Source organism: Amycolatopsis sp. EV170708-02-1 (assembly GCF_022479115.1).
Taxonomy (GTDB): Bacteria; Actinomycetota; Actinomycetes; order Mycobacteriales; family Pseudonocardiaceae; genus Amycolatopsis.
In genome coordinates this window covers 3,328,671-3,343,456 of the sequence record NZ_CP092497.1, presented here as the reverse complement: position 1 = coordinate 3,343,456, position 14,786 = coordinate 3,328,671, and the positions used below count along the sequence as shown (strand labels likewise).

Genomic DNA, 14,786 nt, shown 5'->3' with positions numbered 1-14,786 from the left:
TTGTCCTTTGTGGACTCACCGGGCAGGCAGGAGGTACCCCTCACCATGCCCCCAGCACCCCGCGTCGTCGTGATCGGCGCCGGCATCGTCGGCTGCGCGCTCGCCGACGAACTCACCGAACGCGGCTGGACCGACGTCACCGTCCTGGAGCAGGGCGACCTGTTCGCCACCGGCGGGTCGACCTCGCACGCGCCCGGTCTGGTCTTCCAGACCAACGCCTGCCGCACGATGACCGAGTTCGCCCGCTACACCGTCGCCAAGTACGGCGGGCTCGACCTCGACGGGAACCCTTGTTTCCGCACCGTCGGCGGGCTGGAGGTGGCCACGACGCCGGAACGGCTCGCCGACCTGGAGCGGCGGCACGGCTGGGCCACCGCCTCGGGCGTCGAGAGCAGGCTGATCGATCCCGGCGAATGCGCCGCGCTGCATCCGTTGCTCGATCCGGCCAAGGTGCTCGGCGGGTTCCACATCCCCTCCGACGGCCTGGCCCATCCCCTCCGCGCGGCCGAGGCGCAGGCCCGCCGCGCGATCGGGCGCGGCGCGCGGTTCCTCGCCGGACAGAAGGTCGTCGGTGTCGAACGCTCGGGTGGCCGGGTCACCGGCGTGACCACCGAGACCGGGAGCTTCCGCGCGGACATCGTGCTCTCGTGCGCCGGGATGTGGGGCCCGGTGCTCGGCGAGCTGGTGGACCTCACGATCCCGTTGGTCCCGATGGCGCATCAGTACGCGCGCACCAGTCCCTTGCCGTCACTCGCCGGCGTGACCGAGGAGGCCACGAGGCCGATCCTGCGGCATCAGGACGCCGACCTCTACTTCCGCGAACACGTCGACCGGATCGGCATCGGCGCGTACGGGCACCGGCCGATGCCCTTGCCCGCCAAGGAGATCGGCACCGGCGAGGGAATGCCCTCGGAGCTCACGTTCACCCCCGCGGACTTCGAACCGTCGTGGACCGCCGCCGTCGACCTGCTGCCCTCGCTGGGCGAGACCAAGGTCGAGGAGGGCATCAACGGCCTGTTCTCCTTCACCCCGGACGGCATGCCGCTACTGGGCGAGCACCCGGACCTCGACGGGTTCTGGGTCGCCGAAGCCGTCTGGATCACGCATTCGGCCGGGGTCGCGCGCGCCATGGCGCAGTGGCTGGTCGACGGCCGATCCGACACCGACCTGCACGGTTGCGATCTCGCCCGGTTCGAGCCGGTGCAGCTGGCCCCGGACCACGTAATGGCACGCAGCTGCCAAAGCTTCGTCGAGGTCTACGACATCGTCCATCCCTTGCAGCCCATGGAAGAACCACGGCCGTTGCGGACGAGTCCCTTCTATGAACGGCAGAAGGAACTCGGCGCGTTCTTCCTCGAAGCGGGCGGCTGGGAACGTCCGCACTGGTACGAGGCGAACGCCGGTCTCCCCGAGGTCGACCGGGTCCCCGCGCGCAACGACTGGGCCGCGCGCTACTGGTCGCCGATCGGCGGCGCCGAGGCCATGGTCGCGCGGCAGCGGGCCGCGATGTTCGACATGACGTCGTTGAAACGGGTGGAGGTCACCGGCCCCGGCGCGTTGCCGTTCCTGCAGACGATGACCACGAACCAGCTCGGCAAGAAACCCGGCTCGGTCACCTACACCCTGCTGCTCGACGAGGACGGCGGCGTGCGCAGCGACCTGACCGTCGCCCGGCTCGGCACCGAACGGTTCCAGGTCGGCGTCAACAGCGCCATCGACATCGACTGGCTCCGGCGGCATCTCCCCGGCGACGGCGCCGCGCAGATCCACGAGACCACCCCGGGCACCTGCTGCATCGGGCTTTGGGGCCCGCTCGCGAGAGCCGTGCTGCAACCACTGTCCACAACGGACTTCTCACACCAGGCCATGGGCTACTTCAAGACGAAGCAGGCGTACATCGGCCATGTGCCGGTGACCGCGATGCGACTGTCCTATGTGGGCGAACTCGGCTGGGAGCTGTACACGAGCGCCGACCTCGGCCGCGAGCTGTGGGACACGCTCTGGGAGGCCGGGCAGGCGCACGGGATCATCGCCGCCGGGCGGGACGCCTTCTCCAGCATGCGGCTGGAGAAGGGGTACCGGCTGTGGGGCACCGACGTCACCGCCGAGCACGATCCGTACGAGGCCGGGCTCGGGTTCGCCGTGCGGATGGACAAGGGCTACTTCATCGGCCGGGACGCGCTGGCAGGCCGTTCGGAGGAGACGGTGACCAGGAAGCTGACCTGTCTCACCGTCGACGATCCGTACGCCGTCGTGCTCGGCAAGGAACCGGTGTTCGCCGACGGCCGTCCCGCCGGGTACGTCACGAGCGCCGCTTACGGCTACACCGTCGGCAAGAACATCGCCTACGCCTGGCTTCCGGTCGAGTTCACCCGGCCGGGCAGGCCGCTGGAGATCGAGTACTTCGGCGAGCGGATCCCCGCCGTCGTCGCGAGCGAGCCGTTGTTCGACCCCGCCATGGCCCGGATCAGGAGCGCCGCATGAGCCATTACGACGTCATCGTCATCGGCCTCGGCGGGATGGGCAGTGCCGCGGCGTACCGGCTCGCCCGGCGAGGACAGCGCGTGCTGGGCATCGACCGGTTCGCCCCCGTGCACAACCTCGGGTCCAGCCACGGCGGCTCGCGGATCACCCGGCAGGCGTACTTCGAGGATCCCGCGTACGTCCCGCTTCTGCTGCGGGCGCACGAACTGTGGGAGGGCGTCGAGCGGGACTCCGGCCGGACGATCTTCACCCGCTGCGGCGGGATCATGCTCGGCGGTCCCGATTCGCGGACGGTGTCGGGCAGCCTGGCCAGCGCGCGGACCTGGGATCTGCCGCACGAGCTGCTCGACGCGGCCGAGATCCGGCGCCGGTTCCCGACGATGAACCCGGCGGACCACGAAATCGCGCTGTACGAGGAGAACGCCGGCTTCGTGGTGCCGGAAGGCAGTGTGGCGGCGCATCTCCAGCTCGCCGCGCGGGCCGGGGCGGACCTGCACCACGAGGAGGAGGTCCTGTCGTGGCGGGAGACGGCCACCGGTGTCCGGGTGGGCACGTCGCAGAACGTCTACACCGCGGACCAGCTGGTGATCTGCCCCGGCGCCTGGGCACCGGAACTGCTCACCGAGCTCGGGATCGAGTTCACCGTCGAACGCCAGGTCCAGTACTGGTTCACGCCGTCGGGCGGGGCGGCGCCGTTCCGGGCCGAGCGGCATCCGATCTACGTCTGGGAAGGCGAGGGCGGCCGCCAGTTCTACGGCTTCCCTTCACACGACGACGCCGGAAGCGTGAAGGTCGCGTTCTTCCGCGGCGGTGAGACCTGCACGCCCGAGACCATCGACCGGACGGTGCACGCCGAAGAGGTCGGCGAGATCTCGGAATTCGTCGGGCGGAAGATGCCGTCGCTGCCCGGCGCGTTCCTGCGCGGGGCGACCTGCATGTACACGAACACGCCCGACGAGCATTTCGTCATCGCCCGCCATCCGGCGCACGAGCGGGTGGTGGTCGCCTGCGGTTTCTCCGGGCACGGCTTCAAATTCGTCCCGGTGGTCGGCGAAATACTCGCCGACCTGGTCGCGGACGGCACCACCGCGCATCCGATCGGCCTGTTCGACCCCGCCAGGTTCGCCGGAGTCGCGAGATGACGAGTCTCATTCCCACCCTGGGTGGTGGCTACTACACCGACGCCGCGATCTTCGCGGCCGAGCAGGAGAAGATCTTCGAACGCCGGTGGTTCTGCGCGATCCGATCGGCTGATCTGCCGTCGGCGGGCGACTTCCGGACCGTCCGGATAGGACGGGAGAGCGTGCTCGTCAGCCGGGGCCGGGACGGCGGGCTGCGGGCGTTCCTCAACGTCTGCCGCCATCGCGGAGCCCGGCTGTGCACAGAGGAATCCGGCACGGTGAAACGCGCGTTCCAATGTCCGTACCACGCGTGGACGTACGGGCTCGACGGCAAGCTGATCGCGGCGCCGAACCTGGCGAACCTCCCCGACATCGACCGGACCGAGTACGGGCTGCACACCGTGCACCTGCGGGAATGGCTGGGTTACGCGTGGGTCTGTCTCGCCGCGGACCCGCCGTCGTTCGAGGCCGACGTCGAGGGCGCGGTGCGCGAACGGCTGGGCGATCTGGAGTCGATCGAGCGGTACCGCCTCGACAAGCTGTCGGTCGGGCGCCGGATCACCTACGACGTCAAGGCGAACTGGAAACTGATCGTCGAGAACTTCATGGAGTGCTACCACTGCGCGACCATCCATCCGGAGCTGACCGAGGTGCTGCCGGAGTTCGCCGACGGGTACGCGGCGCAGTACTACGTCGGGCACGGCGCCGAATTCGGCGAGGACGTGGAGGGGTTCACCATCGACGGCGGCTCGGGCTTCGACCGGCTCGACGGCGTCGCGACCGACCAGGACAGGCGGTACTACGCGATCACCATCCGGCCGCAGGTGTTCGTGAACCTGGTGCCGGACCACGTGATCTTCCACCGGATGTATCCGCTCGCGCCGGACCGGACGGTCGTCGAATGCGACTGGCTCTATTCGGAGGAGGTCGTGGCGTCGGGGCGGGACGTGTCACGGTCGGTGGAGCTGTTCCACCGTGTCAACGAGCAGGACTTCGACGCCTGCGAACGCTGCCAGCCCGCGATGGCGTCCCGCGCCTACCGCGGGGGCGGGGTGCTGATGCCGTCGGAGCACCACATCGGCGAGTTCCACACCTGGCTGCTCACGCGTTTAGAGGACGAAATGCGGTAGTTGCACACGCAAGGACCGCATTCAGAGGACTAATCGCGGAGGAGGGCGGTCGCGAGAGCAGGAGTGTCGACACCGGCGACGCCGTCGAGAACGTGCCAGGGCGCGAGCCAGCCCGTCGCGGCGAGCTCGTCGTAAACCACCGAGCACCGCTTCTGGAGCGCGTCGTCGGTCTCGAACGAATCCCGCGCGCGGTCGGCGTCGGTCTCCGCGCGGCGCTGCGCGCGGTCGGCGGCGACGTCGGCGGTGACCCGCAGCAGCAGATGCGCGACGGGCACCGGCAGGCCGAACCGGCCGATCTCCAGTTCCTTGAGCCAGCGCACGAACTCGCCGTCCGCGCCCTGGTGGAGGCGGGCGGCGCCGTACGCGGCGTTCGACGCGACGTACCGGTCGAGCAGCACGACGTCGTGGTCGCCGAGCCGCGCGCGGATCTCGTCGGCCGCGCCCCGGCGGTCGAGCGCGTAGAGCATCGCCATGCCGTAGACGGAGTCGGCGAGGTCGCCGTGCCCGCGGTGCAACGCTTCCTTCACGAGGTCGGCGTGCACGCTTTCGCCGTACCGAGGGAACGCGATGGACGTGACGCTCGCCCCGGCCGCGTTCAGCGCGCCGGTCAGCGCGTCGGCGAGCGTGCGCTTGCCCGCGCCGTCCAGACCTTCGATCACCACGAGTCGTCCCACGCACCCAGAATATGGCGAGCACCGCGAAGCGGTTCCGTTGAGGGTGGTGGCGGGGCATGGATGGATACGGGGCGATGGTCGACCGGCGGGCCAGACGGGTCAGCTCACGTCCGGCCCACCGGTCCGCTAGGGGACGCGCCTCTTCGAGTGCAGGAAGAAGCCGGCGACACCGATGAGGAGCAGGCCGCCGAAGATCAGCAGCGGCACGAACCCGGTGTCCTGCGCGTCGGGCGCGGGGCCGCCGTCGCCGCGGGGCATCACTTGGGCGTTGTAGCCACCGGCCTTGCCCTCCTGGGCGTACGGCGAGCTCGCGAGCATGTCGCCGTAGCGGCCGGAGACGGTCTTCTGATACTCCGCGAGGGTGGCCGAAGCACCGGTCGCGGAGCCGCTGGCACCCGAGTCGAGCAGGGTCACCTGGCCGTCGCGCAGCGCGTACCAGGCGTCGACCTGGGGTTCGTGGAGCAGCGTCGCTCCGGCGGGCAACCGCCGCGCCAGTTCGCTTTCCCGATCGCCCGAAGCGATGTTGCCGACGCGCCAGGCGCCGTCGTCGCCGCGGACCGACCACACGGTCGCGGTCCGCCCGTCGGACGCCGTCACCGGCACCGCGACGTAGGCGAGCCGTCCGGCGATCGCGCCGTCACCGGCGACGAAGTCCCTCGAAAGCTCGTAAACCGGGAAGGATTCGTCGACGACGCTCACCGACGGCGCGTGGCTCGAACCACCCGTCTGTGCGAAGAAGCGCCCGAGTTCAGCACGCAGCGTGGGGTCGTCGGCAGCCGCCTTCGCGGCCGCGAGATCTTCACCCGACAGCTGGTCCGCGCGCGCACCGGGTGCCGAGATCAGCAGCGCGACCGCGACCAGCCCGGCGAGCCCGAGGAACCGCCGCGCGCTCATCGCCGGATCCCGGTGAGGGTATGGGTCCAGGTGAAGGACTTGTTGGCCGAATAGAAGTCGTAGGTCGACCAGTTGTAGCGGCTGCCGGTGGGCAGTGGATCCCCCACGAGACCCACTTCCGGCCGGCGTCCGAGCCGTAGAGGACATGCATGTGGCCGCCGCCCGAGGCCCAGCCGACCCGCGTCTGGACGGGCTTGCCGTCGCCGGTCTGCGCCTGGACGGCGGCGAAGGGGATGCGGCCCTTGAGGTAATTCCCCGGGGCCGAGAAGTCGAGCTTGCCGAAGGCGCGCCGGACGTCGCCGAGCGTTCCCGGCTTGTCGGCGCACTCCCGGCGTCGCTCGGCATGGGCGATCCGGCAGAATTCGTTCTGGGTGACCGTCACGCCGTGGTGTGCCGCGATGGTGTTGCCGGAAGCCACCCAGCACCACTGGGACTTCTCCTGCGCCTGCATGGCGATGGGGTGCTGGCGGGCGGGCGCCGATGGCAGCGCGCTCGCCGGGGTCTGGATCGCCAGCCACGCCACGAGACTCGCGGCGCCAGCGGCGCAAACCCTCCTCGAGAACACAGGCACGACGGGCCTCCTGGTCACCATGGCGAACCAATGTGGTCACAACGGTGAACAGCAGGCTCACACAGAGCAAGATGGGCACTCGGCGGAACGGACCGTTCCGGGGCGTTTCCACACCCCGGAACGGTCACTCTTCCGGGGTCAACAACCCCGAACGGGGGACGTAGTGTTCACAGTGCGCTGCTAACGTGAACGTTCCGCGGTGTTCACGCTCAGCGCACACACTGGTCTGGTGAAGGGACGAGCGGTGACACGAGACGGGGACACCCCGACGATCATCGACGGCACGCGCCGTCAACCGCTCGAAGCCTTGCCCAAGGAGCTCGTCGAGGCCCTCCGCAGCGGCGAATTCCACCACGCGCTCCGGCAGGCGATCGCCTACCGCGGCCTGTCCCTCGCGCGGCTCCGCGCCCACCTCGGGCTCCGCGGTGTCCAAATCGGACAGTCGACGTTGAGCTATTGGCAGCGCGGATTGCGCCAGCCGGAGGTACCCAAGGCGCTCCCGGCGGTACGCGCGCTGGAATCGGTGCTACAGCTGCCCGCGGACGCGCTGGTCGTGCTGATCGGGCCGCGGACGGCGCGGGCGCGCGGGCATCAGATGGCCGCGTCGTTCCACGACATCCGGTCCGGCGACATGGGCTCGATCGTCGACCAGCTGCTGGCCGAGCTGGGCGCGTACCCGTCGTCCAACCGCTACAACGCCGACCTCGAGATGCTCGCGGTGCACGACACGATCACCTTCGACGCCGCGCACCGGCAGGTCGGCCTCCAGACCCGGCTGGTGTGCCGGGCGCGGCGCCACGGCCCGGACCGGTACGTCACCGTCTACAACGGCGACCCCGGCTGCAACATCGGCGACGTCGAGCTGATCACCGCCGAGGGCTGCCGCGTCGGCCGGATCCGGCGCAACGCCGACGCCGAGACGATGGCCACCGAGCTGCTCTTCGACCGGAAGCTCGCCGAGGGCGAGATCCACGTGTTCTGCTTCGAGGTCCGCGACGACTCCGGCACCGCTTCGCCCGGGTACTTCCGGATGCTGCGGGACCAGTGCGCCAGCTACCTGGTGCAGCTGAAGTTCGCGCTCGGCGCGCTGCCCGCCCGCTGCACCCGGCAGTTCCGGACGCGGGACGACGCCGTGCCCGTCGAGTCCGAGGAGCTGCCGCTCGACATGGGCGGGGTGACCAGCGGTTTCTTCGTCGACGCCGGGCCGGGGCTGGCCGGCATCGAGGTGGAGTGGCAGTAGCGCCTCGGGCCTCGTGAGTGGTAAGGACGGTTAGAACCGTCCTCGCCACTCACGAGGCCTGGTAGCGGTCAGTACCGGTAGTGGTCGGTCTTGAACGGACCTTCGACGTCCACGTCGATGTACTCCGCCTGCTCCTTGGTCAGCTTCGTGAGCTCACCGCCGAGCGCGTCGAGGTGGATCTTCGCGACCTTCTCGTCGAGCTTCTTCGGAAGGCGGAAGACCTCCTTGTCGTACTCCTCGTGCTTGGTGAACAGCTCGATCTGCGCGATCACCTGGTTGGAGAAGCTGTTCGACATCACGAACGACGGGTGCCCGGTCGCGTTGCCCAGGTTCAGCAGGCGGCCCTCGGACAGCACGATGATGCTCTTGCCGTCGGGGAAGACCCACTCGTCGACCTGCGGCTTGATGGTGATGCGCCGGATGCCCGGGTAACGCTGCAGGCCCGCCATGTCGAGCTCGTTGTCGAAGTGGCCGATGTTGCCCAGGATCGCCTGGTGCTTCATCTTCGCCATGTGCTCGACGAGCACGACGTCCTTGTTCCCGGTGGTCGTGATGATGATGTCGGCCTCGCCGAGGACGTTCTCCAGCTTCTTGACCTGGTAGCCGTCCATCGCCGCCTGCAGCGCGCAGATCGGGTCGATCTCGGTGACGATCACCCGCGCGCCCTGGCCGCGCAGCGATTCCGCGGCGCCCTTGCCGACGTCGCCGTACCCGCAGACGACCGCGACCTTGCCGCCGATGAGGACGTCGGTACCGCGGTTGATGCCGTCGATCAGCGAATGCCGGATGCCGTAGCGGTTGTCGAACTTCGACTTGGTCACCGCGTCGTTCACGTTGATCGCCGGGAACAGCAGCTCACCGGCCGCGGCGAGCTGGTAGAGCCGCAACACGCCGGTGGTGGTCTCCTCGGTGACCCCGCGGACGCCTTCGCCGATCTTGGTCCACTTGCCGGTGTCGGCCGCGACCGAGGCGCTCAGCAGCTGCAGGAACACACGGAACTCGTCCGAGGTGTCCTCGTCCGGCGTGGGCACCACACCGGCCTTCTCGTACTCGGTTCCCTTGTGCACCAGCATGGTGGCGTCGCCGCCGTCGTCGAGGATCATGTTGGGACCTTCACCGTCCCAGGTGAGCATCCGCTCGGTGCACCACCAGTACTCCTCCAGCGACTCGCCCTTCCAGGCGAACACCGGAACACCCTTGGGCTCCTCGGGGGTGCCGTGCGGGCCGACGACGATCGCCGCGGCCGCGTGGTCCTGGGTGGAGAAGATGTTGCAGGAGGCCCAGCGCACCTCGGCACCCAGCGCGACGAGGGTTTCGATCAAAACCGCGGTCTGTACCGTCATGTGCAGCGAGCCCGAAACCCGGGCTCCCCGCAAGGGATACACCTCGGCGTATTCGCGGCGCAGCGCCATCAGGCCCGGCATCTCGTGCTCGGCGAGGCGGATCTCCTTGCGGCCGAACTCGGCGGCCTCGAGATCGGCGACGGCGAACTCGATGCCGTTGCGGGTGTCGTGCCGCTTGGCAACGCTTTCGGGGGTCATATGCGCGCTTCCTCCAAGGTTGGATGACATCGGAACAGTACCGTTGTCGGTTCAGTCCCCACTGAAACGGTTTGGAGGCCTTCACCGTGGTCATGCCGGGTCCCGATACCCGCGTCGTCGAAATACGCGTACCCGGGCTAGTGGGCACGAGCGGTGAAAGCCTGCTGGATTCGACGTCGGTGGTCGACGTCGCGGGCGACGGCGTCGGCAGGCTGATCCGGCCGTCGGACCGGCTGCGCCGTCCCGCTCCCGGTCCGGTGCTGCCCGCGCTCGGCCGTTCGATCCCGCGCATCCTCGAAGGCTACCTGTGGAGCGGAATGACCTCCGGGGGCGCGGCGAAGGCCACCTGGGCGCTGCTGTTCCCGTTCTCGCTGGCGAACGTCGCGCACTGGATGCTGCCGCCGGTCCCGGAAGGCAGGCGGTCCGCGGCGCTGCTCGGCGGAGCCTGCCGGGGGCTGCTGCGGGTGGCGTCGCTGCTGCTGACGATGTTGCTGATCAGCCAGCTCGCGGTGGTCTCGCTCGACCTTTTCGCCGCGCAGTGCCTCGCGCCGGGTTCGACCTGCCTCGAAGGAGCGCCGTCGTTCCTGCGGGACTTCGCGCCGCTGCGGACGGCGATCGGTGTGCTGCCGTTGCTGGTGCTGATCTTCGTGCTCGACCGGATCCCCTCGTCGGACTGGCGCTCGCGGGACAGGGTGCACCGCGCCCACAGTTCGAGCCCCCTGCAACCGCAGGACCTGCCGCGGACGCCGGGTCTGCGCACGCTGCACACCGTCGCCGCCTTGACCTGTGTCGCGCTTCCGTTGCTCGGCGGGCCGTTCCGGCTGCCGTCCGCGACCTTCGACCTGGTCGTCTGGATCTGCGCGCTGGCGCTCGTCCTCGCCGCGCTGGTGGCCTCGACGGTCGGTTTCTCGGCCGGGCCGGTGATCCGGGGCGGGCTGATCACGTTCGCCGTCGCGCTGGTCGGGGTCGCCGTCGTGCGCCGGACTCCGCTGCCCGCGGGGCTGCCGGGCGGCGGGCTCGGCGGAGCGGACGGGACGGTCGAAGCGCTGGGCGCGGCGATGGTCACGGTCACCGTGCTGTTCGCGCTGATGCTCGTCCCGGCGGCCCTGCTCGGCCGCCCGACCTGGAAACACCTGCCCCACCGGCTGCGGCCTTGGCTCGGCGGCTGGGCCGCGGCACCGGTCGTCGCGCTGGCCGGACTGCTCGGCGGTGGTTTCGGCGCGGGGCTCGCGGTCGCGCTGCGGCAGCTGGTCGGCGCGAGCGAGCTCCGGCTGCCCGACACGTACTCCCTGGTGACCGTGCTGTGGGGCGCCGGTCTCGCGCTCGCCCTCGTGCTCGGCGTGCTGGGCTTCGCGGTCGCCGTCCCGTTGCGACGGCTGCGCCGCGGCGTCCCGAAGATCGTCGCGCTCATGGAAATCGGCAAGGCGCAGGAAGAGGAGGCCGCCCGGGTCTGGGCCCGTGCCTCGTGGGAACGCAAGCATCTGCACCATCTCGCGCTCACGGTGGCGCTCGCGATGGCGGCCGGTGGCGGCGGGCTCTTGGTGCTGCGCTTCGGTTTCGGCCCGCTGGGCGACTGGTCCAAGCCGATCTCCGCGATCGGCGTGTTCGCGCTGGGCGCGATGGCGGCGGGGCTGCTGCGCGTCGTGTTCGCCGCCGCGACGACCCCCAAACGCAGCCGTCACCTCGGCGCGCTGGCGGATCTCGTGTGCTTCTGGCCGCGTGCCGCCCATCCGACCGTCCCGCCGAGTTACGCGCTCCGGGTCGTCCCGGAACTCGCGGACCGCGTCAAGGAACATCTGGCCGACCCCGGCACGCGGGTCGTGCTGTCCGGCTACAACCTCGGCAGCCTGCTGACCGTGCTCGCCGCCGCGCGCGTGCTCGCCGATCTCCCGCCGGAGGACCGCGACCGCGTCGGGCTGCTGACCGCGGGTTCACCACTGCAATGGGGTTATCAGCGCGCCTTCCCGGCGATGCTGCCGCAGAAGCAGCTGGCCGGGCTGTACGAAGGTCTCGACGGCCGCTGGCGGGCGCTGTGCCGCGGCACGGACATCTTCGGCGGCGGCGTCACGACGTGGCGGCATCGCGTGGTGGGCGGGAAACTGCTGGGCGACGGCTACCTGCCCGGCGGCGGCACCGGACCGCTGGCCGCCGAGCCCGACGAGCAGGGTGTCCTGGTGCTCGGCGGCGATCACTGGCTGCCCGACCCGATGCGCGGGCCGACCGGACGGCACCGCTGGGCGCCCGGCGTCCTCAAGCACACGGACTACGTCGTCGACGCCGAATGGGACAACGCCGTCGCGATGGCCGCCGGTCTCGGCCGTCCCCGCCCGACGAATCCTTGGGGCGAGCAGGGATCGCTGTTCGGGGACTTCCCGCAGATGCGCTGAAGGGGACTTTCCCCGCGTTGGACGCAGCGAAAGGGCCCTTCACCGCGTGTCATGCGGTGAAGGGCCCTTTCAGCAACCTAAGTCGGTTGTCAGTCGGCCTTGCGGCGCACGCGAAGCAGGACCAGGACGCCGGCACCGGCCAGGACCAGCAGGCCACCGGCCCACAGCAGCCAGGCGTTGTCGAAACCGGTGTCCGCGAGGCCGCCGCCGTTGCCACCGTTGCCGTCGACCACGGGGGCCGGAGCGGTGGTGCTGCTCGGGGCTTCGGACGTCTGGGACGGCTTATCCGTGGTGGTCGGGGCCGACGTCGGCGGCTTGGCCGTGGTGGTCTTCGTCGGCTCGCTCGGCTTAGTCGGCTCGCTCGGCTTGGTCTTCTCGCCGCAGACGAACCAGTGGCTGATCTGCGCCTGCTGGTCACCCTTGTTCAGCGGCGAACGCAGCTTCGTCCACGGCGGGTTCTCGGGCAGCCCCTTCTCGCCGGGCACGTAGACGTTGTAGCCGTGGCCGCCCTTGACCACGATGGCCGTGACGGTGACGCCCTTGGCGACCGCGGTGATGTCGAGGTACAGGTCCTTCTCCGTGCCACCGGTGAAGGTCAGGTCCGAGGTGGGCACCAGCTTGCCCGGGACCTTGGCCCCCTCGCAGGTGGTGGCGTTGCTGCCCACGACCTGGGTCGCGCGGTCGTCGCTGCGGGTCGCGAGGGCGGTGCCGGCGGTCCCGACGAGGGCCACGGCGGCGAGGGCGACGACGGTGACGGCGGAACGGACACGCCGTCTGGGCTTGATCTGCATTCGGAGCTCTCCTGTACCGATCGGGGGACAAACGAGCGAAGCGTGGCGCCACCTCCGAGGGAACGCGGTCAACTCGCGGTACTTCTGCAGGAGTCGCGTTAACCCATCAGGGGGAGGCAAGGCCCCGGACGGTATCGCACACGGATTTTACGGCGGCACCGGGACCCCCAGGTGTTACCGCTCCGAGACCGGACGGACCGGACACGAAAACGGCCCACCATCCACAAAGGAATGGTGGGCCGTCGAAACGAGAATGATCAGTCCGAAACGGACGTCGGCGCCTCGTCCTTCTTCTGCTTGCCGAGCAGCGAATGGCGACGGCTGTAGACGAAGTAGATGAGGACACCCAGCGCCATCCACGCGATGAACCGCAACCAGGTCAAAACGGTCAGGTTCAGCATCAGCCACAGGCAGGCGAGGATCGCCAGGATCGGGACCACCGGCACCCACGGCACGCGGAAGGCGCGGGGCAGATCCGGCCGCGTCTTGCGCAGCACCATGACCCCCGCGGAAACGAGGATGAAGGCGAACAGCGTGCCGACGTTGACCATCTCTTCCAGCTTGTCGGCCGGGAAGAAGGTCGCGGCGACGGCGACCAGTCCGCCGACGACGATGGTCGCCCGCTTCGGTGTGCCGTTCGCACCGGTCTTCGCCAGCGAACGCGGCATGAGGCCGTCGCGCGACATCGCGAAGATGATCCGGATCTGGCCCAGCATCAGCACCATGACGACGGTCGTCAGACCGGCGAGGGCACCGACGGAGATGATGTTGGCCGCCCAGTCGACGCCGTTGGCCGCGAAGGCGGACGCGAGCGTCTTCTTGCCGCCGTCACCCGCCGAGGTGGCGAGCTCCTTGTAGTTCACCATGCCGACGACCACGAGCGACACGGCGACGTAGAGCACCGTGACGATGGCGAGCGAGCCGAAGATGCCGCGGGGCACGGCCTTCTGCGGGTTGCGGGTCTCCTCCGCGGTGGTCGCGACGATGTCGAAACCGATGAACGCGAAGAACACCAGCGACGCCGCGGCCAGCAGGCCGAAGACACCGAACGAGCTACTGCTGCTGCCCGCGAACACCGAGAACAGCGACTGGTCGACCCCGGTGGCCGAGGTTTCGGCGCCGGTCTGGGCCTCCGGGATGAACGGGCTGTAGTTGGCGGCCTTGATGTAGAAGATGCCGAGCACGATCACGAACAGCACCACTGCGACCTTGATCCCGGTGATCACCATCGAGAACCGCGAAGACAGCTTCGTGCCGAGGGCGAGCAGGGTCGCCAGCACCAGCACCACGATCAGGGCGCCCCAGTCGACGGGGACGCCACCGATCTCGAACGTCGTCTTCGTGCCCTTGCCGAAGATGTAGGAGAGCACCGTTTCGAGGTAGGCGGACCAGCCCTTCGACACCGCGGCCGCGCCGACCGCGAGTTCCAGGATGAGATCCCAGCCGATGATCCACGCCATGAACTCGCCGAAGGTGGCGTAGGAGAACGTGTACGCGCTCCCGGCCACCGGGACGGTCGACGCGAATTCCGCGTAACAGAGAGCCGCCAGCGCGCAGGCGATGGCGGCGAAGACGAACGAAAGCGACACCGACGGGCCCGCGTAGTCGCCTGCCGTGCGGGCGGTGAGGGTGAAGATACCGGCACCGATGACGACGGCGACGCCGAACACGGTCAGGTCCCACGCGCTCAGGTTCCGCCTGAGCTTGGTCCCCGGTTCGTCGGTGTCCGCGATGGACTGCTCGATGGTTTTCGTACGCCACAGGCCGTTTCCGGGCACCCTTGACCTCCTACACCTGACTGCGGTTCAACGGACCCTATCGCCCGGTCGTGTCGGCAGCGCGGTGGGAGAGCAACGAAGTACCCGGAGGTCGTGGCGGTAGTCGGCGGAGTACGGACAGTTGCGCCGGATGGCGGTCGCGTCGCTGCCCCGATCCCGCGGCCCCAGAGTCGCG

Annotated in this window: 10 protein-coding genes and 1 pseudogene; 5 read left to right on the top strand and 6 right to left on the bottom strand. The window is 69.5% G+C overall.

What is annotated here, in order from left to right; all coding sequences use genetic code 11:
- Positions 1 to 45 precede the first annotated feature (45 nt).
- The 3 genes from MJQ72_RS15585 to MJQ72_RS15575 are packed head-to-tail and all read left to right on the top strand — an operon-like array spanning position 46 to position 4,735.
- Positions 46 to 2,484: an FAD-dependent oxidoreductase gene (locus MJQ72_RS15585; protein WP_240599833.1), complete on the top strand. Its 2,439-nt coding sequence runs from the start codon at positions 46 to 48 to the stop codon at positions 2,482 to 2,484.
- Positions 2,481 to 3,626: an N-methyl-L-tryptophan oxidase gene (solA, locus tag MJQ72_RS15580; RefSeq protein ID WP_240599832.1), complete on the top strand. Its 1,146-nt coding sequence runs from the start codon at positions 2,481 to 2,483 to the stop codon at positions 3,624 to 3,626. The genes MJQ72_RS15585 and solA overlap by 4 nt, the downstream gene beginning before the upstream one ends.
- Positions 3,623 to 4,735, top strand: coding sequence for an aromatic ring-hydroxylating dioxygenase subunit alpha (locus MJQ72_RS15575; RefSeq protein ID WP_240599831.1), 1,113 nt, complete (start codon positions 3,623 to 3,625; stop codon positions 4,733 to 4,735). The genes solA and MJQ72_RS15575 overlap by 4 nt, the downstream gene beginning before the upstream one ends.
- 29 nt (positions 4,736 to 4,764) lie before the next feature.
- Here the strand turns inward: MJQ72_RS15575 and MJQ72_RS15570 are convergent, their stop codons facing one another.
- The 3 genes and pseudogenes from MJQ72_RS15570 to MJQ72_RS45065 form a co-directional block, all read right to left on the bottom strand.
- Positions 4,765 to 5,397: a dTMP kinase gene (locus MJQ72_RS15570; RefSeq protein ID WP_240601338.1), complete on the bottom strand. Its 633-nt coding sequence runs from the start codon at positions 5,395 to 5,397 to the stop codon at positions 4,765 to 4,767.
- Between the two features lie 138 nt (positions 5,398 to 5,535).
- Positions 5,536 to 6,303, bottom strand: a complete 768-nt coding sequence (locus tag MJQ72_RS15565; protein ID WP_240599830.1) for a hypothetical protein — start codon at positions 6,301 to 6,303, stop codon at positions 5,536 to 5,538.
- A gap of 178 nt (positions 6,304 to 6,481) precedes the next feature.
- A pseudogene (locus MJQ72_RS45065) lies at positions 6,482 to 6,754 on the bottom strand (hypothetical protein); the annotation flags it as partial.
- 364 nt (positions 6,755 to 7,118) lie between these two features.
- On the opposite strand from MJQ72_RS45065, the gene MJQ72_RS15555 reads away from it, so the two are divergent.
- Positions 7,119 to 8,114: a hypothetical protein gene (locus tag MJQ72_RS15555; protein ID WP_240599829.1), complete on the top strand. Its 996-nt coding sequence runs from the start codon at positions 7,119 to 7,121 to the stop codon at positions 8,112 to 8,114.
- Positions 8,115 to 8,182: 68 nt separating this feature from the next.
- Here the strand turns inward: MJQ72_RS15555 and ahcY are convergent, their stop codons facing one another.
- Positions 8,183 to 9,655 carry an adenosylhomocysteinase gene (gene ahcY, locus MJQ72_RS15550; RefSeq protein ID WP_240599828.1) on the bottom strand — a complete coding sequence of 491 codons (1,473 nt, stop codon included), beginning with the start codon at positions 9,653 to 9,655 and terminating at the stop codon, positions 8,183 to 8,185.
- Positions 9,656 to 9,747: 92 nt separating this feature from the next.
- Here ahcY and MJQ72_RS15545 point away from each other — a divergent pair, with 92 nt between their 5' ends.
- On the top strand, positions 9,748 to 12,042 hold the full coding sequence (locus MJQ72_RS15545) for a hypothetical protein (RefSeq protein ID WP_396426946.1): 2,295 nt from the start codon (positions 9,748 to 9,750) through the stop codon (positions 12,040 to 12,042).
- Between the two features lie 89 nt (positions 12,043 to 12,131).
- Here MJQ72_RS15545 and MJQ72_RS15540 read toward each other — a convergent pair whose 3' ends face one another.
- Both MJQ72_RS15540 and MJQ72_RS15535 read right to left on the bottom strand, forming a co-directional pair.
- Complete coding sequence (locus MJQ72_RS15540) at positions 12,132 to 12,833, bottom strand: LPXTG cell wall anchor domain-containing protein (protein WP_240599826.1); 702 nt, start codon at positions 12,831 to 12,833, stop codon at positions 12,132 to 12,134.
- A gap of 257 nt (positions 12,834 to 13,090) precedes the next feature.
- The gene (locus MJQ72_RS15535) at positions 13,091 to 14,611 is read right to left on the bottom strand and encodes an amino acid permease (RefSeq protein ID WP_240599825.1); all 1,521 of its coding nucleotides are present in this window, start codon (positions 14,609 to 14,611) and stop codon (positions 13,091 to 13,093) included.
- Between the last annotated feature and the right edge of the window lie 175 nt (positions 14,612 to 14,786).